The sequence below is a fragment of the Mesorhizobium sp. WSM3864 genome (assembly GCF_002294955.1).
GTDB lineage: Bacteria > Pseudomonadota > Alphaproteobacteria > Rhizobiales > Rhizobiaceae > Mesorhizobium.
In genome coordinates this window covers 55,010-73,230 of the sequence record NZ_NSGD01000003.1, presented here as the reverse complement: position 1 = coordinate 73,230, position 18,221 = coordinate 55,010, and the positions used below count along the sequence as shown (strand labels likewise).

Here is an 18,221-nt window from a genome sequence, read left to right as displayed (position 1 = left end):
GTTCCCCCTCAGTCCGTCAAGCCGTAAAGGCGCGCGCGGAATGCCGCCTTGTCCTTCAAATATGTGGTTTTCAGAACGTCCACAACATGCGATCGCCATGCATCGCTGAAGCCGTCGAAGTCCTTGTAGAAGCCCGGTTTATTGAAGACGTAGCGCGAGACGAAGTCCTGCGGCACGAAATCCGAGATCAACTGATTGGTGAGCCAGGCATCGGGATGATCGGGCTTGGCGCGCACAACCAGGAAGCGCTGGCGCGGCGGCACATCTTCAAGCTTCAGGTGGCCGAACTGGGCGATCTCGCGCTTGGCGGCGTTGAGGAAGGGGAAATTGCCGTCGCTGGCAATCAGGTCGGCATGGCCGTGGATCCAGGTCTGCAGCCAGACCTTGTCGACGTCCGTCAGGTTGCGGTTGGGCTCGGCATCGCGGATCAGCGCCCGGACCACCATCTCGGCGCGGTGCTCCAGATAGCCCGAGGTCTCGATCCAGGAAGCGCGCGGCAGGTCAAGGCGGCCGGTGGCGGCGAGGAAGCGGAATACCTTGTCGGCATCGTTGATCGACAGATAGCTCACCTGCCAGGGCCGCGAGCGGCGGAAGCCGGGCGCTGCCGGATCGCTGATCACCGTCGTCATGTCGGGGTCGACGAAGACGTAGAGCCCGCCGAAATGGCTGGTCCAGTAGGCGTTGTGGCGGAAGATCACCTGATCGGGCACCAGCGCGTTCTCGCGGATGTCGCCGCAGACCTTGGCCAGGCCGACCATGCGCTCGAGCATGGCGTTGTCGCGCCAGGCGTCGGGCTCCTGCTTCAGCCGGTCGACCAGCTTGCCGAGCTCGGCCGCCTTGCCGAGCACGTCCTCGGCCGACAAAACCTTGAACTCGACCTGATTGATCGACAGCAGGTCCTCGATGTCGTCGACCTTGGGGACGGAGTCCTCGATCTCGCCGTAGATGACGTCCTTGATGGTCAGCGCGTCGATGGCACGCTGGTTCTTGGACATGAACTCGAACATCAGCTGCGAGGTGTTGGAGAAGGCGGTGTGCACGACCGGCAAATCGATCTGCGACGGCGTCAGGATGATGAAGCGGCGGTTGACCTCGTTGGGATCGAGATAGCCGTAATCGCCGCATTCCTCGGCCACCTCGGGCGAGAAACCGGTGCGGTCGATCTGGAAGCTCGTCAGCTTGGTCGGCTCGAGGCCGAAGGCGACGAGAGCCTTGTTGTAGCGCTGGATGAGATGCGGCTCGTCGACCACGAGCAGCCTACCATAGATCAGCTCGTTGTCGCGCAGAAGGTCGGGCTTTTTGGCGGGACGGGTCATCTATGCCTTCTCCCCGTTCACGGGGAGAAGGTGCCTGAAGGGCGGACGAGGGACGCAGACCCTCCTTCTCCCCTTGTGGGAGAAGGTGGATCGGCGCGCAGCGCCGAGACGGATGAGGGGTGTTGGCCGGAATGCCGTCGATGCCAAGCTGGAACACCCCTCAACCGTCGCCTGCGGCGACACCTTCTCCCGCAAGGGGAGAAGGGGGTGTTGGCGCAAGTTACGCATTCCAAAGCCCCCTTTTCTTCAACTCCTCCATCTCGCGCGCGGCGCGTTCGCGGAGCCGCGCATCGCGCAAAAGCTTCTCGACCGCCGCGTCGTCGGACTTGTCGGAGTAGCGGAATTCGGAATCCGCGTAGCGGTTGATCTCCTGCATGACCATGTCCATCGAGAACGGCCCGCGCAACTCCTCGATCATCGCCTTCTTGTCGTCGTAGCTCTTGTGCATGAAGGCTTCCGGCTTCTCGAACCAGTCGTCCGGCAGCTCGATATCCATGGCGCGCATCTTGATGGCGTCGGTGACGTTCTTGATGGCGCGGCCGGTGAAGCGCGGCTCGGCATCCTTGATCATGTGCAGGTAGGTGCCGATATCGGCCATCGTCTTCGGCGCGCCGTTCTCCTTCATATAGCGTTCATAGACCTTCACCAGCCCGTCTTCCTGCGGCTTCTCGTGCTCCTCATAAGCCGCAGTCACGGCGCGCTGGATTTCCTGCGCGGCATAGAGCTCGTGCTTGCCCAGCGGGATCTTGTGGTTCTTGCCGGCGAGCAGCACGAAGATATCGATGTAGTCGTCGCGGCTCTGCGGGCCGTCGACCAGCCAGCGGGCGCCGGCGCGCTGGCGCAGCGCATCGTCGACATTTTCGGGGTAGTTGGAAAACATGCCGAAGGAGCAGTTGCCGCGCACCACGGTGGAAGCGCCGGCGAATGCGTCCATGAGGACGCCCGTGATCTCCTGCTGGCCGGCGGATGCGCGGTCATCGGAGCGGCGCGCCGCAACCTGGTCGATGTCGTCGATGGTGCCGAAACCGATGGCCCGCGGATTGAGCACATTGTTGATGAACTGCCGGCAGTTCTGGCCGGACTTGCCCTGGTAGGAAGAAATCTGGTCGACCCCGAAATTCTCGTAGACGAAGGGATAGCCGGCGACCTGACAGTAGTTGTTGACGAGGCCGGCGATCATCTGGATCAGCGTCGTCTTGCCTGTGCCTGGCGCGCCGTCGCCGATGAAGGTGAACAGAAAGCCGCCGAGCTCGACGAAGGGGTTCAGCTCGCGTTCGAAATCATAGGCCATCAGCATCTTGGCGAGCTTTACCGACTGGTATTTGGCAATGTGATTGCCGACGACCTCTTCCGGCTTCTTGAAGGTCATCACCAGCGGCTTCAAGCGCTTGCCGGGCGCGACGTCGAAGCCGTCGAGCGTGAAGTCGTCGGCATCAATGCGGATATGCGCGTTCTCGAACGGACCGATGCCGTCGAAGCGCCCCTTGCGCGCGAGCAGCCCATCAATGGCGACGCGGGCGAAGGCGCGCGCCCTGGTCATCAGATCGGCATCGTCCTTGGAGCCGGCAATCGCCTTGTCGAGGCCTGCCACGATCGACTTCACCGCGTCCTGCGGCGTGTCGAACAGGAAGTCGGGTTCGGGACTGTCGTTCGGCGCCTCGCCGTCGCTGTCGATGAGCTGGAACAGGTAGGAGGCGAAACTGAAAGCCGAAACGTAGGCGGAGGCCGACAGCAGCTTCTTGAATCCCGCCGCCTCCTCGCCTTCGAGCGGGGCTCGCGCGTTCTTGGCCTGCAGGCTTTCGAGATCGGATCCCTCGGCAAAGACATCCGATATGGCCAGCGCGATCGCCAGGCCGCGGCGGGCGCGATAGAGAAGCATGTGCTGCGGGATGCTCATCAGCTGGTCGTCGGGATGGATCGCGGCGACCGTTTTCGACAGTTCGACCTCGCGCGTGCGGCGCACCGAACCGGCCGAGACGGTCGAGACGAAGCGCCGGTTGGTGCCGGCGAGCGCGGTGCCGGACTCGCGCGATGGATCCTCCAGCACGACGATGCGGGTGATGAAGCTCTGCGCGGTGGCGCGATGCTTTTCGATTGTCGATTCCGAGATCGTGGTCAGCCCGGTGTCCATTACGGATACTCCGCGATTCGACGGTCACACATCGCTGATGACCTGCCCTTTGGACAGGATGTGGACCTTGTAGCCGGAAAAGATCTTCTGCGCTTCGCCCGCGGCATAGAGCGCCTGATAGGCCTCGTGCGGGATCAGCGCGTGGTTCTCGTAGCTGGAGACGCCTTGGCGCGCCGCTTCGAGGTCGTCGGTGTTGATGAAGAATTCCTGCGTAGACTTTTCGCTGGAGAACAGCCCCTTGCGGCCGGGCTTCTCGGACTTGGAAAAGACTTCCTGGATGGTCCAGGTGAGCAGCCAGGCGTTCTCCGGCTTGCGCACCTTGGCCAGAACCTCGGTCACCGTCGAATTGTTCTCGGTGATCCCGGCCGAATAGAAGGGGCCGAGCACAACGCGCCGCAACTGCTTCGGATGCAGCGGCTCGAAATCCTTGTCGAGATTGACCGCGATGGTCGCCGGCGACAGCGTGTAGGCGGAATTCTTCTCGGTGAAATCGTCGAAGCGGTGGGCAAGCTCGGGGTTGAGCAGGCCATCGACAGGAAGCGGAATGTCGATCTTCTCGTTCAGCTTGCCGTTGGCGTCGACGAGCTGGCGCACCATGCTCTCGGAGGAGTCCTCGACCGTCAACATATAGATCAGCGGCAGGTTGGCGCTGCCGTCGAACGAGGCCCAGTGGACGAGGTAGTAAGGCCGCATGGTCTTGGGATTGACCGAGACTTTGGCCGTCTGCGCCAGGGTGAACGGACCGAAGGTGGTCTCGCTCTTGACACCCTCCAGATAGAGCCGCTCAGCCATCGACCTTTGCAGCGCCACAGGAAATTCCTTGTGGCGCAAGATGAAGTCGGCCATCTCCTCGCGCAACTCGCCGGCCTGCGGAATGTTGGCCAGCCGGCTATCCGCCTGTCGGCGGTCGTTCTCCAATTCGAGCAGGTTCTGGAACACCGGATAGCCGCTGTCGGCGCGCGAAATGCGGAACGTATCCATGAAGCCCAGCCGGTTGCGCCAGCAGTCGAATGAATTTTCCAAGCGGGCGATGTATTCGGCGACGATCTTGGCGATGATGCCGTGCCGGTAGAGCGGCGAGCGGTCGTCGCGCATGAACACTTCCAGCCCGCTCAGCGCCGCGGTGATGGCGAAGAAGTAGCGCGCCGCCGCTTCATTTTCGGGGGTCATGGCACCGCCGTGTCGAAGAATGCCGTCACACCGCCTACTGCTGCACGTAGTTCGCCGAATTGTGCTTCTTCATCACCTCGTCGAAGCGGCGGGCGAAGGCGTCGTCGGCGAGTTTCTTGCGGCGCTGGATGTCGGCGGTGGCCACCATATTCTTCTCGTGCATCTCCAAGAGATCGCCGATGTGCTTCTGCGAAGCGGCGCCGATGCCGGCCATCGTCTCCTCGGCCGTGTTGTCGACCTGGCTGCCCAGCGTGTTGATCTTGTGGGCGACGTCCTGCTGGGCGGCCGTCTTCAGCGAGTCTTCCAGAGCTTTGTAGAGCACGATGCGCTGCTCGGTGTCGATTGTCAGCTTGTTGATCAGCGTCGACTGCGCGGCGATCTGGTTGTTGAGGGAATCGACAAACGTCTGAAACATCGAGGTGTAGCGCTCCAGCGTCTGGCTTTCGGCCAGCAGCTCCTGCTCCTTGGCCTGCTTCTCGTTGTACTCGGTCGCCATCTTCGAACGTTCGCCCTCGAGCTGGGTGCGCTCCTTCTGGCTGGTGGAGGCGGCGATCTTGTTCTCGATGTCGAGCAGCATCGGGTTGAGTTCCTCGATGCGTTTCTGCACCGCCTCGAGATTGGTCATAGTCGCCTTGCGGCGCTCGATCACCTGCGACAGGCTTGCTTCGGAGGTCTTGTAGCGTTGGTCTAGGATTTGCTTCTGGGCTTTCAGGATGCCGACGATGGTGTCGGATTTCGCCAGCAGCTCCTGCAAATTGCCGGCGAGCGACATGTTGCGCACGCGGTCGGTGCGCATGCGCTGTTTGCGCTGCTCGGAGAAGACGCCGACGAGATTTTCCCAGCCGGTGTAGCTCTTCATGCTCTCGAATTCGGCGCCGAAGACATTGGTGGCGTCCTCCAGCCCGATGATCAGGTCGGCGATATTGCCTTCCATGACCTTCTGCTGTTTCAGGACGTCCTCGATGCGGGCGTTCTCGAGGTCGAAATTGGCATCGCCGATCTTCCTGTCGGCCTGCGCCAGCGTGTCGAGCACGGTTCCGGACTGCTCGATCTTGGTGCGCATGTCCTCGACGACCTGCTTGGTCTTGGCAATTTCGGCATCGAAATTCTGCAACGTCGCCATAGGGGCCTCCCGCTTCGGCATCCGGTTTCGTGTCGCACGTCGCCGAATATATGTGGGGGCTCAAGCGATTGAAAGAAGGAAGACAGGGAGACGTAGCAAAACAAAAGAATTGGCCAGGTCCTTGAAAGATAAGGCAAGCATGCTCATGGCCAGAGTAATGCACGCCGCCTTCAGGCAGCTTTAGCTGGTATGCCTTAAGCTCTTGTTTTTGCGGACAAGCTGCGGCGCTGGGAAGTGTGCAAAATCTCTTGTGCCGGATCGTGGCAATCAAGCGGCCATCAGCCGGCGCATGGCAGCGATTGCCCAACTTAAGTCGCGAGGCTCCCCGTCTCAGTTGCGGGCAAAGCCGATGAAGTCGTCTGGCGCAGCCCTGCCCATTTCCTCTTCCCAGTGCCGGCGGCAGAGCGAGACATAGACGTCCTTGCCGATCGCCACCTGCTCGCCTTGCTTTGCCACCTTGCCGTCGGGACCGAGGCGAACGACCATCGTCGCCTTGCGGCCGCAGCGGCAGATGGTGCGCACTTCGCGCAGATCGTCGGCGATGGCGAGCAGCGCGCGCGAGCCGGAAAACAACTTGCCCTGGAAATCGGTGCGCAGGCCGTAGCACATGACCGGGATGTTCAGCCGGTCGGCGATGCGGGCCAGCTGCCAGACCTGCTCCTCCTCGAGGAACTGCGCCTCGTCGACGAATATGCAATGCACGGTGGTGTGCTCATGATGCTCGGCGACGCGGGCGTAGAGATCGTCGCCGTCGCGGAACATCTCGGCCTCGGTCTCGAGACCGATGCGCGACGAGATCAGTCCCTTGTCGCCGTTGCGATAATGGCCGGCGACGAACAGCATCGTCGTCATGCCGCGTTCGCGATAGTTGTAGGATGCCTGCAGGAGCATCGTCGTCTTGCCGGCATTCATCGTTGCGTAGTTGAAGTAGAGCTTGGCCATATGGGTGTTTAAGCTCAATTGCTGCGGGGCGGGGAAGGGGCCGCGGGCTCCTTCCACCAAAAAAGCGGGCCCGCCGGAAAGCGCGGCATGTCGCTGAATGGCAAGCGCGCGCCGTTGATCGCGGTGTGGAACCGCTTGAAACCGCATCAAAATGGTGTTTGGCTGGCGAAACAAGGCGGGCGCAAGAACCGTGACTTCGCGCCGCTTTAAAAAACCGCAATGGGAGAAAGTTCATGTCGCGTATGAAATCCTTCGTCGCCGGCCTCGGGCTGGCGGCGCTTCTGTCCACGACCGCGGCCTATGCCGGCGATCCGGCGAGCTGCAAGGCCGTGCGACTGTCCGATGTCGGCTGGACCGATATCCAGGCAACCACCGGGGTGGCTTCGGTGCTGCTCACCGCGCTCGGCTACGAGCCGCAGGTGATCCAGCTTTCGGTGCCGGTGACTTATGCGTCGCTGAAGAACAAGGACCTCGACGTCTTTCTCGGCAACTGGATGCCGTCGATGACCAATGACATCAAGGACTATACCGCCGACGGCTCGGTCGAGACGGTAAGCACCAACCTGACCGGCGCCGGCTACGGCATCGTCGTGCCGACCTATGTCGCAGATGCGGGCGTCAAGACGCTGACCGATCTCGGCAAGTTCAAGGACAAGTTCAACGGCAAGATCTACGGCATCGAGGCCGGCAATGACGGCAACCGCATCATCCTCGACATGATCAAGAACCCGAAGGACAATCTCGAAGGCTTCGAGCTGGTCGAGTCCTCGGAAGCCGGCATGCTGACGCAGGCCGAGCAGTCGATGAAGAACAATGAGTGGATCGCCTTCCTCGGCTGGACGCCGCATCCGGTGATGGGCGCCATGAAGATCACCTATCTCGACGGGATGGGCGACAGCGGTTTCGGCGCCGCCACCGTCTATACCAACACGCGCAAGGGCTACACCACCGAGTGCCCGAATGCCGGCAAGTTCATCTCCAACCTGAAATTCAATCTCGACATGGAAGGCGAGATGATGGACGCGATCCTGAAAGGCGGCGATGCCCAGACGGTCGCCACCGACTGGCTGAAGAAGCATCCGGACGCGATCGCGCCCTGGATCGCCGGCGTGACCACCTTCGACGGCGGCGATGCGGCTGCGGCCATCAAGACTGCGCTCGGGAGCTGAGCCGGCTTTGAGTCCGGCATGATCTCCGGAAAGGGGCAGCCACTGGAAAAGGCTGCCCTTTTTCATATGCTGTGAGAAGGTGACCGCTCGGCAAGGGCGGCAAGGATCAAAGAGGGGAAAGATGGATCCGATCTCGAAATTTCTGGTCGCCTACAAGATTCCCATAGGTCCATGGGGCAAGGCCTTCTTCGGCTTCCTCACCGAGAATTTCGATACCGTCTTCAGGGCCTTTTCGAACGGCCTGAACTTCATCCTCGACGGGGCGGTGGACCTCCTGCTGATGCTGCCGCCGGTTCTGCTGGCGCTGGTCGTCGCCGTCATCGCCTGGTTCCTGCAACGCTCGCGGCCGCTCGCCATCGGCGTCTTCATCGGCCTCATCTTCATCATTAACCAGAACCTCTGGAAACAGACAGTGCAGACACTGGTGCTGGTGGTGGCCGCCGCCGCCATGGCAATGGCGATCGGCGTGCCGCTCGGCATCTGGGCGGCGCACAAGCCGAAGGTCTACCGCGTGATGCTGCCGGTGCTTGACCTGATGCAGACGCTGCCGACCTTCGTCTACCTGATCCCGGTGCTGACGCTGTTCGGGCTGGGCAACGCGCCCGGCCTCATCGTCACCATCATCTTCGTCATCCCGACGGCGGTGCGTCTCACCCATCTCGGCATCGTCTCGGTGCCCAAGGCGATCATCGAGGCGGGCGAGTCCTTCGGCGCCACCAAGAACCAGCTTCTGTGGAAGGTCGAATTGCCCTCGGCGCTGCCCACGATCATGGCGGGGCTGACCCAGTCGATCATGCTGTCGCTGTCCATGGTGGTGTTCGCGGCGCTGATCGGCGCCGGCGGTCTCGGCACCGAAATCAACCGCGCGCTGGGCTCCCGCAAGATCGACCTCGGGCTTGAAGCAGGCCTTGCCATCGTCGTGCTCGCCATCGTGCTCGATCGCATGACCCGCATCGGCGTTGGAGGCAAGAAATGACCGTCGCCGTCGATTTCAAGAATGTCGATATCGTCTTCGGTGCCGACCAGGCGAAATCCCTCGCGCTGATCGACCAGGGCGCAACCCGCGCCGAAATCCTCGAAAAGACCGGCAACGTGCTGGGCTGCGCCGGCGCCAACCTCACCGTGCATGAGGGCGAGATCTCGGTGCTGATGGGCCTTTCCGGCTCCGGCAAGTCGACGCTGCTGAGAGCCGTCAACCGATTGAACGTGGTGTCGCGCGGCCAGGTGCTGGTCAATGACGGCGACCGCACGGTCGACGTCGTCACCTGCGACGAGCCGACACTGAGACGTCTGCGGCAGAAGCAGGTGGCGATGGTGTTCCAACAGTTCGGCCTGCTGCCGTGGCGCACGGTCGAGGAGAATGTCGGCTTCGGCCTTGAACTCGCCGGCGTGCCGGAGGCCGAGCGCAAGGCACGGGTGCAGAAGCAGCTCCAGCTGGTCCATCTCGACCAGTGGTCGAAGAAATACGCGCATGAACTTTCTGGCGGCATGCAGCAGCGCGTCGGCCTCGCCCGCGCCTTCGCCACCGAGGCGCCGATCCTGTTGATGGACGAGCCGTTCTCGGCCCTCGATCCGCTGATCCGCACCAAGCTGCAGGACGAGCTCCTGCAGCTCCAGGCGGCGCTGAAGAAGACCATCATCTTCGTCAGCCATGACCTCGAGGAGGCGCTGAAGATCGGCAGCCACATCACCATCATGGAAGGCGGGCGCATCGTCCAGACCGGCGCGCCGGAAGACATCGTGCTCAGGCCGGCCAACGACTATGTCCGCGACTTCATCGCCAATGTGAATCCGCTCTCGGTGCTCACCGCCTGGAACGTGATGCGCGATCGCCGCGATCTCGAGCAGGGCGAGAATGGCTGGGTCTGGCTCGACCGGCGCAAGACGACGCGCTTCAAGATCGACGAGCATGGCCTGGTGGCGGCGGCCGAACGCGACGGCAAGCCGGCGGTGTGGGTATCCTGCGCCGAGGTCGAGAGGCAGCCGGAGGAGGGTGCGCAGGTGTTCTGGGCCAATCCCGGCACGTCGCTGAAGACGGTGATGCTCGCCATGCACCGCTCGCAGACGGCACCGGTGGCGCTGTTCGACGAAGGCTCGCGCTTCGTCGGCGCGATCGGCATCCGCGACGTGCTGAGCGCGGTGCTCAGGCGGTAGGAGCTCGGCCTTAGCTCAAGCATGAAGTGTTCGCTGGCGGGCACCTCATGCTTGATCTAGACTTGGTCGGCAGCCGGGGTGGGCCGCTCGCGCATGGGGCCGATAAAATGATCTTCCGTCAGCTTTTCGATTCCGTTTCGGGCACTTATTCCTATCTCCTCGCCAGCCGCCGCGGCGGCGAGGCACTGATCATCGATCCGGTGCTGGAGAAGGTCGAACGCTACCTGCAACTGGTCAACGAGCTCGACCTCAGACTGGTCAAAGCGGTCGACACACATCTTCATGCCGACCACATCACCGGGCTCGGCGCGCTGCGCGACAGGACGCATTGCGTCACCGTGATGGGTGAGCAGACCAAGGCCGACGTCGTGTCGATGCGGCTTGCCGACGGCGACAAGCTTGCCATCGAGGGACTGGCGCTGGACGTCGTCTATACGCCCGGCCACACCGACGATTCCTACAGCTTCGTCCTGCCGGACCGCGTCTTCACCGGCGACACGCTGCTCATTCGCGGCACCGGCCGCACCGACTTCCAGAACGGCGATCCGCGCCAGCAATACGAATCGATCTTCGGCCGCCTGCTCAAGCTTCCCGACGAGACGCTGATCTTTCCGGCACACGACTACAAGGGCGAAACCGTGTCGACGATCGGCGAGGAAAAGGCCTTCAATCCGCGCCTGCACGTGAAGTCGGTGGACGAATACGTGAACATCATGAACAACCTAAAGCTGTCCAATCCGAAGATGATGGATGTGGCCGTGCCGGCCAACATGCGGGTGGGGCTGCATCAGGACGACATCGCCAGCCGCGGCTGGGCAGTGACCGCCGAACAGGCGCTGGCGCTGGTCGGTCGGCCAGACGTGGCGCTGATCGACCTGCGCGAGCAATCCGAGCGGGATCGTCACGGCGTCATCCCCGGCGCGATCCATCTGCCCTATGCGCGGCTGCAGGAGAATATCGCCGCTGGCGGAATGCTGCACGAGCTGGCGAAATCGACAGCCAAGCAGATCCTGTTCTATTGCGCCTTCGGCGAGCGCTCGGCGATGGCCGTGCAGGCGGCACAGGATCGCGGAATATCGAGCGCCCGCCACATCCAGGGCGGCATCGATGCGTGGCGGAAGGCCAGCGGTCCGCTGATCCACTAAGGTCTATTGATATTCAAGTTGATGCCGGCCTGCAAACGCCGCGTTCCTGGTCGCCATTCTCGGCTCGGCCAGACCTCGGTCAATTCAATCCGATCAGCATCGCGCCTCTGCGGAACAGGGCTTCGCCGTCCCGGTCGAAGCGGAAGGTGGCGATGAAATCGTCCGCCCGATAGTCGGGCCACGTGGTGCGGATCGCGGCGGCGAAGTTTCGTGCCTCGTCCTGGCGGCCGGCCAGCGCCAGGCAGTGCGCGGCGATCGCCAGGATGATGACATGGGCGTTGGGCCTGGCCGCAGCTTTCAGCGCCCATTCAGCGGCTTCATCGTATTCGCCCAGCCGCGCATGGGCCATGGCCCGCGCGCCCATCATGCCGAACAGCAATGGGTCAAAGGGGCTGAGATGGCGCGAGTGATCGGAGGAGCCGATCGCCGATTGCGGATCGCCCGACTGCGAATGGACAAAGGACAGGGCATAGTGGCCGAGCGCGAAGTTCGGACTGAGGTCGACGGCCTTTGCCAGTTCGAGCAGCGAGCTGTCCTGCTCGCCGCGCAGCCACAAGGCGCGGCCCATCGCCCAGTGCGCGGCCGGATTGCGGTCATCGACCAGGAGGCTGTGACCCGCGGTTGCGAAAGCCAGCGACGCCTCACGGTCGCGATCGCCCCAACGCTGAAAGGCATTCTGCCAATGCGTGAAGGAGAGGCCTGCATAGGCTCGGGCGAAGGTCGGGTCGAGCTTCAGGGCGTCATTGAAGAACTGCTGCGCCAGTTCGTTTTCCTGGCGGGTGAAGCGGTACATGTGCCAGAGCCCGCGATGATAGGCTTCCCATGCATTCAGCGAATTCGGCGCCTTCAGCATTGCCCGGTTTCGCTCGACGGTCGCGATCTCGGCGGCGATCGAAGAGACGATGCTGTTGCCGATGTCGTCTATCACCGTGAAGATCTCGTCCGGCCTGTGCTCGAAGGTCTCGGCCCATACGATCCTCGCGGTGCGGACCTCGACGAGCTCGACCGAGACGATCACCCTGCCCGAAAGGCTGCGGACCGAGCCTGTCGCCACATAGTCGACATTCAGCCGGCGCCCGGCGTCCTCCGGCGCGATGTCCTTCTCGGCCAGCGCGAAAACCGATCCGCGGGCAATGACGAAGAAATCGCGAAGCTTGGCGAGCCGCGTTATGATGTCGTGGGTCAAGCCATCGGCAAGCCCGCCACGGAAATTGACGGCGCTTTCCGCGAACGGCATCACCGCCAACGAGGCCCGGCGCACCGATGCGGGTTCGGATTCGACGGCAACGATCGGTGCTTGTGGGGCCGGAAGAGCTAGTCCGGATCGCGCGCATGGCGTTGCGCTGGAATGGCGTGCCTTGATCTCGTGCCATGCTTCCCGCAACGGAGCGACATCCAGCTCCTCGGAGCGGAAGAGTTCCGCCGCGGTTGCAATATGCTCCTCACCGGCGCCGATCTGTCCCCGCCGCGCAAGGTTTTCCAGCAGCGCCACATGGGCGCGGCCATCGAAGGGCGCGAGTTCCAGCCATCTGTCCAGATAGGCGCCCGCTTCATCGGCTCCCTGGGGGAGCAGGCCGATGATGTGCTCCAGAACGGCGACGTGGCACGAGCTGAAACGGCGGCGTTGCGCGGTCAGCCAACTGGTGAAATGCGGGCTCCGATCGAGCTCCAGCCCGTCAAGGAAATCGCCGGCGAAGAGCTGCGCAAGCGTCCGAAGACGCCCGAGGCTGAGCGTCTCGATCCCTTCGGCGACCGCTGCGGCGGCTTCGACGGCATCGACGTTCGTATCGGCAAGACGAAGCGCCACGGTGTCGCCCTCGGTCTCGATCCGGTGCAGGCCCGGTTGGTCCAGCGCGCCGCGAAGCTTGCTCAGGCACCAGCGAAGCTCGCCGCGCGGATCGTTCGGCACATCCCACAGAAGCTCGCAAAGCCGGCTGCGGCTGACCGGATGTGGCGCGAGCGCCAGATAGGCCAGCAGCGCGCGCAACTTGCGCGAAGAGGGCAATTTAACCGGCTCGCCGCCACGCGCGATCGTCAGTTGCCCAAGCAGTCGCAAGGACAGGGCGGCGGCAGTGTCGTTCGGGCTCGATCGGCTGGATTCCACGTATGTTCCCACGCTTTCTCCAACGCTCACCAGTTGGTCCATGTTCTATCACCAAAGACGACAGGAAGCATCCGGCAGCCCAATTCCATGCCGGAATGCCGCCGTTGCCGCATTCGCGGCAGGTCAAGCAACCTAACGCGGCAAGGTGTCGAAACCGCGCCGCCCAAGTCGCCGGTCTGTAACCGGCGCGTGAGATCGCGAGGAGAAAAGCCCATGTTGCAGAAGTTGAAAATCAGGACCACTGCCGGTCGCGGCCGGCTGTTCGATAGCATTCTCGACACCGTCGGCGACACGCCGGTCATCCGTATCAACAATCTCGGCCCCGGCCACGCGACCATCTATGTGAAGGCCGAGTTCTTCAATCCGGCGGCCTCGGTGAAGGACCGGCTGGCGCTCAACATCATCGAGGAAGGCGAGCGCAGCGGCAAGCTGAAGCCGGGCCAGACCGTCGTCGAGGCGACCAGTGGCAACACCGGCATCGGCCTTGCCATGGTCTGCGCGCAGAAGGGCTACCCGCTGGTGGTGACGATGGCCGACAGCTTCTCGATCGAGCGCCGCAAGCTGATGCGCATGCTTGGCGCCAAGGTGGTGCTGACGCCGCGCGCCCAGAAGGGTTTCGGGATGTACAAGAAGGCGGTGGAACTCGCCGACGCCAACGGCTGGTTCCTGGCGCGCCAGTTCGAGACGGAAGCCAATGCCGCCATCCACGAGGCGACCACGGCGCGCGAGATCATCAACGATTTCGCAGGGTCGCGCCTCGACGTGCTGGTCACCGGCTACGGCACCGGCGGGACCGTGGCCGGCGTCGGCCGGGTGCTGCGCCGCGAGCGGCCGGATGTCCGCATCGTGCTTGCCGAACCGGCGAACGCGCAGCTTATCGGCAGCGGCAAGCCGCAGGAGCGTGGCCAGGGCGGTGCGCCGTCCGCCAGCCATCCGGCCTTCGAGCCGCATCCGATCCAGGGCTGGACGCCGGACTTCATCCCCAACGTGCTGCAGGAGGCGATCGACAAGCGCTACTATGACGATGTGGTGCCGATCGCCGGCCCGGAAGGCATTAAATGGGCCAAGGCCCTGGCGCAGCAGGAAGGCATCTTCACCGGCATTTCAGGCGGCGCCACCTTCGCCGTCGCGCGCCAGATCGCGGGCACCGCTCCGGCTGGCTCGGTGATCCTGTGCATGCTGCCCGACACCGGCGAGCGCTACATGTCGACCCCGCTCTTCGACGGAATCGAGGCTGAGATGGATGCCGAGGAGACGGCACTGTCGCGCTCCACACCAGGCTGCCAGTTCGACGCCTGAGGACAAATCGCGGCGCTGCTGTCCACTCGGATGGCGGCGCCGCGCGACGATCCAGGAATGATGGCGGGGGAGCAGCGAATGGACACTTTGCAGGAAGCAGCGGTGATGGATGAGACGCTCGACCCGCCAGACTGGGCCGAGATGCAGGCCCTGTCGCATCGGATCGTGGAGGATGCTGTCGCTTATCTCAAGGATGTCCGGGACCGTCCGGTGTGGCACCAAATGCCGGTCGAGGTTCGCGCCTTCTTCTCGGCGCCGCTGCCGCGCTCGCCGGCACCGATAGCCGAGGTCTATGGCGATGTCGCCCGCAACGTCATGGCCTATCCGATGGGCAACATCCATCCGCGCTTCTGGTCCTGGTATATGGGGTCAAGCAATTTCACGGGCGCGCTGGGCGATTTCCTGGCGGCGATCCAGGGCTCGAACCTCGGCGGCGGCAATCACGCCGCCGGGCTGATGGACAGCCAGGTGGTCGACTGGTGCAAGGAGATGGTGGGCTTCCCGGCTTCGGCCAGCGGCACGCTTGTCAGCGGCGGCTCGATGGCCAACCTCATCGGTTTGACCGTGGCGCGCAATGCCAAAGCAGGCGTCGACGTGCGCGAAAGGGGTGTCGGGGCGATCCCAAAACCGTTGCGCTTCTATGCCTCGGACCAGGTCCATTCCTGCCACCGCAAGGCCATGGAAGCGCTCGGCCTCGGCAACCGGGCGCTGCGGCGGGTCTCGACCGACGCCGATCTGCGCATCGATGTCGATGCGCTCAAGACCGCCATCGCGGAAGACCGCGCGGCAGGTTTCAAGCCGGCTTGCATCATCGGCACCGCAGGAACCGTCAACACGGGCGCGATCGACGACTTGCGGGCGTTGGCCGTGTTGGCGGCAGAGGAAGACCTCTGGTTTCATGTCGATGGCTGCATCGGCGCCCTGATCGCCATCGCGCCTGAAAACAGATCGCTCGTCGCCGGCATCGAACGCGCCCATTCCATCGCGCTCGACCCGCACAAATGGCTGCACGCGCCCTTCGAAGCGGGCTGTGCGCTGGTTCGCGACGCCGTCGCCCACCGCAACGCCTTCGCCGTCACGCCGGAATATCTGGAATCGACGCCGCGTGGCCTCGCCTCAGGGCAATGGCTGCACGACTATGGCCTGCAGACATCGCGCGGTTTTCGCGCGCTCAAGATCTGGATGTCGCTCAAGGAGCATGGCATCGAGAAATTCGGGCGGCTGATCGACCAGAACATCGCCCAGGCCGGCTATCTGACCGAGCTGATCCGGGTCGAGCCGGCGCTCGAGCTGACGGCGCCGACCACCATCAACATCGTCTGCTTCCGCCATCGCCTGGACGGCGCCTCCGAGGAACAGCTCAAGGCGTTCAACACCGAAATCATGCTCAGGCTGCAGGAAGAAGGCATTGCAGCCGTGTCCGACACCACGGTGCACGGGCAGCACTGCCTGCGGGTCGCGATCACCAATCACCGAACGCGGCGCGACGACCTCGATCTCCTGCTGCGTGAGACGCTTCGCATCGGATTGGAAATCAAGACCGCGGCGCTACCAGACTGACGAGAGAGCGCCAAGACATGTCATTCCGGGAGGCCGGCCAGCCGTAGCGCCTCGACATATTTGGCGAAATATTCTGGCCTGATCTGCCCCACCCGGTGCTTGAGGTTGGAAAGCTTCAGTTGCGGGTCGAGCTCCAGCGAGCGCGCGATGTGCCTGCTCGCGGCATCCCGCCTGCCGGCCATGGCGTTGCTGGCGGCCGCCACACGCAGGCCGGTGAGATAATAGGGCTGCGCGCGCGACGCCGCCTCGGCGAGCGGCCAGGCGGCATCGTAGCGGCCGGCGACGAAGTGAGCGAAGGCAGTGAAGGTCTGCATGAAGAAGGTCAGCGGATCGAGCGGGCTCAGCCGCCTTGCCCGCGACATGTGCTCGATTGCGATGTCCGGGTCGTCATGGCAGGCCTTGAGGCAGCCGCTGGCGCTCCAGGCGGCTGCGCAGTTCGGGTTGAGCACGAGCGCGCGGTCGGCCAGTGCCGATCCGGCCTCGTAATCGCCGGTGACATAACCCAGCGCCAGGCCGCTGAAAGCCAGCGCCACCGCATCGTCCTTGCCGGCGATAGCCACGTCGCCGACCAGCCTGGATACCTCGGCTGTTTCCTTCTGCCGGTCGATCATCCAGCCATTCGCCATGCGCCAGAAATAGCACCAGGCGGCAGCGCCTTCCGCGGCGGCAAAATCGGGGTCGAGCTGGATGGCCCTGTGGAACTGTGGCAACGCCTCCTCCAGCCCTTCTCTCGTCCAGCGGTAAAGGCTCGCCATGCCGCGCAGATAGTGGTCATAAGCGTCGAGGCTCTCGGTGGGCTTGCGCTTGGCGCGCGCCATCTCGGCCTGTTCGAGTCTGGGTGAAATTGCGCCGATGACACTGGAGGCAACGAGGTCCTGCAGTTCGAACACCTCCGAGACATCGCCTTCGAAGCGGTCGGCCCAGAGATTTACTCCCGCCGACGCCTCGATAAGCTGACCTGCCACCCGAAGCCGGCTGCCGGCCTTGCGGACACTGCCCTCCAGCACATAGCGCACCCCGAGCTCGCGTGCCACGCGGGTGACGTCAACCGCCTGGCCCTTGTAGGCGAAGGCAGAATTCCGCGCGATCACGAACAGCCAGCTGACATGCGACAGCGCCGTCGTGATCTCCTCGACAACGCCGTCAGTGAAATATTCCTGCTCGGCGTCGCCGCTCATGTTCTGGAACGGCAGGACCGCAATCGACGGCTTTTCCGGCACCGAAACGACAGGGCGAGGCGCCTTCGCTTCCAGGCGGGAAAGTTCGGCCTCGGGCTGGCCATAGTCGGCTATCGAACCCTTCAGCTCCATTGGCGCCTCGATGCGTTCGATCAGCGCCCGCGTCGCTTCCTCAGGCTCGACACCGAGCTCGCGCTTGAGCGCTTCCTTACAGGCCAGGAACTGACGAAAGGCGTCGTTGGTCCGGCCGTGGCGGCGGAAGACGCGGATCAGGGCGCGGTGGGCCTGCTCGGCGCATGGGTCGGAGGTCACTAGCCGCTCAGCCAGTCTTTCGCAGGCCGGCTCCTCGCGTTCACCGAGTTCCGGCAGGAGGCTCAGCCGTTCGGCCAGGTCCAACGCGTTGCGGGTGTAGTTCGCCCGAAGCGGCGCAAGCCATTCGTCGATTTCGCCGGGGGATGGCAGTCCGTCGAGCAGGTCGCCCCGGTACAGGTCGGCAGCTGCCGCGAGGCTCGCGCCGTCATCGGCCTGGCAGTTCCGGTCGAAAATCCAGATGTCGGCCTCGTTGTCATTCGCCACCAGCCAGATGGTGTCGGCATTGCCTTCGATGCGAATGGCCTCGTTGCCGGTGGACGGAAACAGCCGCCTGATGTCGACCAGGGCCTGGCGCAGGCTGTTTCGCGCCTGCTGCTCGCCGCTGCCGGTCCACAGCATCGCCGCCACCTTCTCGCGGCGAAGCCCTTTCGGGCCGGCCAGAACCAGCGCGGCAAAGAGCAGCGACGTCTTGCGCGTCGCGAAGTGCAGAGGTTGCCCGCCTGCGGAGACAACCTCGATGCCGCCAAGCAATCGAATGTGCATCCGGGGCCCCGTGAAACAGCGCTAAGCAGAATACCATGTCCCGCCGCCGACTTAACGACGATTTTGCGGGGTTTT

General features: G+C 63.6%; 14 protein-coding genes. 7 read left to right on the top strand and 7 right to left on the bottom strand.

The genetic code is table 11. The features are described from left to right. Nucleotides 1-8 precede the first annotated feature (8 nt). The 5 genes from CK215_RS08215 to CK215_RS08195 all read right to left on the bottom strand — a co-directional run bounded on the left by CK215_RS08215 (nucleotide 9) and on the right by CK215_RS08195 (nucleotide 6,682). On the bottom strand, nucleotides 9-1,316 hold the full coding sequence (locus tag CK215_RS08215; protein WP_095830649.1) for a DUF6638 family protein: 1,308 nt from the start codon (nucleotides 1,314-1,316) through the stop codon (nucleotides 9-11). A gap of 220 nt (nucleotides 1,317-1,536) precedes the next feature. Further along, a complete protein-coding gene (locus tag CK215_RS08210; protein ID WP_095830648.1) occupies nucleotides 1,537-3,447 on the bottom strand; it encodes an ATP-binding protein in 1,911 nt (636 codons plus the stop codon). Nucleotides 3,448-3,471: 24 nt separating this feature from the next. Next, nucleotides 3,472-4,617 carry a hypothetical protein gene (locus CK215_RS08205; RefSeq protein WP_095830647.1) on the bottom strand — a complete coding sequence of 382 codons (1,146 nt, stop codon included), beginning with the start codon at nucleotides 4,615-4,617 and terminating at the stop codon, nucleotides 3,472-3,474. Nucleotides 4,618-4,651: 34 nt separating this feature from the next. Beyond that, nucleotides 4,652-5,740 (bottom strand): hypothetical protein, encoded by a 1,089-nt coding sequence (locus CK215_RS08200; RefSeq protein WP_095801837.1) that lies wholly within the window; start codon nucleotides 5,738-5,740, stop codon nucleotides 4,652-4,654. A gap of 330 nt (nucleotides 5,741-6,070) precedes the next feature. Beyond that, the gene (locus tag CK215_RS08195; RefSeq protein WP_066994253.1) at nucleotides 6,071-6,682 is read right to left on the bottom strand and encodes a thymidine kinase; all 612 of its coding nucleotides are present in this window, start codon (nucleotides 6,680-6,682) and stop codon (nucleotides 6,071-6,073) included. Between the two features lie 87 nt (nucleotides 6,683-6,769). Between CK215_RS08195 and CK215_RS32250 the strand changes: the two genes are divergently transcribed. From CK215_RS32250 to CK215_RS08175, 5 genes are all read left to right on the top strand, one after another. Continuing rightward, nucleotides 6,770-6,892 carry a hypothetical protein gene (locus tag CK215_RS32250; RefSeq protein WP_259979959.1) on the top strand — a complete coding sequence of 41 codons (123 nt, stop codon included), beginning with the start codon at nucleotides 6,770-6,772 and terminating at the stop codon, nucleotides 6,890-6,892. Between the two features lie 23 nt (nucleotides 6,893-6,915). Beyond that, nucleotides 6,916-7,851 (top strand): choline ABC transporter substrate-binding protein, encoded by a 936-nt coding sequence (locus CK215_RS08190; RefSeq protein WP_066994256.1) that lies wholly within the window; start codon nucleotides 6,916-6,918, stop codon nucleotides 7,849-7,851. 121 nt (nucleotides 7,852-7,972) lie between these two features. After that, nucleotides 7,973-8,827: a choline ABC transporter permease subunit gene (choW, locus tag CK215_RS08185; protein ID WP_066994259.1), complete on the top strand. Its 855-nt coding sequence runs from the start codon at nucleotides 7,973-7,975 to the stop codon at nucleotides 8,825-8,827. Next, nucleotides 8,824-10,005 carry a choline ABC transporter ATP-binding protein gene (gene choV, locus CK215_RS08180; RefSeq protein ID WP_095823289.1) on the top strand — a complete coding sequence of 394 codons (1,182 nt, stop codon included), beginning with the start codon at nucleotides 8,824-8,826 and terminating at the stop codon, nucleotides 10,003-10,005. The genes choW and choV overlap by 4 nt, the downstream gene beginning before the upstream one ends. Before the next feature lie 107 nt (nucleotides 10,006-10,112). Beyond that, nucleotides 10,113-11,150, top strand: coding sequence for an MBL fold metallo-hydrolase (locus CK215_RS08175; protein ID WP_095830646.1), 1,038 nt, complete (start codon nucleotides 10,113-10,115; stop codon nucleotides 11,148-11,150). A gap of 79 nt (nucleotides 11,151-11,229) precedes the next feature. Here CK215_RS08175 and CK215_RS08170 read toward each other — a convergent pair whose 3' ends face one another. After that, nucleotides 11,230-13,296 (bottom strand): BTAD domain-containing putative transcriptional regulator, encoded by a 2,067-nt coding sequence (locus tag CK215_RS08170; protein WP_095830645.1) that lies wholly within the window; start codon nucleotides 13,294-13,296, stop codon nucleotides 11,230-11,232. A gap of 171 nt (nucleotides 13,297-13,467) precedes the next feature. Here CK215_RS08170 and CK215_RS08165 point away from each other — a divergent pair, with 171 nt between their 5' ends. Together CK215_RS08165 and CK215_RS08160 are read left to right on the top strand one after the other, a co-directional pair. Then, nucleotides 13,468-14,553 carry a pyridoxal-phosphate dependent enzyme gene (locus tag CK215_RS08165; protein WP_066994265.1) on the top strand — a complete coding sequence of 362 codons (1,086 nt, stop codon included), beginning with the start codon at nucleotides 13,468-13,470 and terminating at the stop codon, nucleotides 14,551-14,553. A 78-nt stretch (nucleotides 14,554-14,631) separates the two neighbouring features. Then, a complete protein-coding gene (locus CK215_RS08160) occupies nucleotides 14,632-16,113 on the top strand; it encodes an aspartate aminotransferase family protein (RefSeq protein ID WP_095830844.1) in 1,482 nt (493 codons plus the stop codon). 20 nt (nucleotides 16,114-16,133) lie between these two features. Here CK215_RS08160 and CK215_RS08155 read toward each other — a convergent pair whose 3' ends face one another. After that, nucleotides 16,134-18,146: a BTAD domain-containing putative transcriptional regulator gene (locus CK215_RS08155; protein WP_095830644.1), complete on the bottom strand. Its 2,013-nt coding sequence runs from the start codon at nucleotides 18,144-18,146 to the stop codon at nucleotides 16,134-16,136. Between the last annotated feature and the right edge of the window lie 75 nt (nucleotides 18,147-18,221).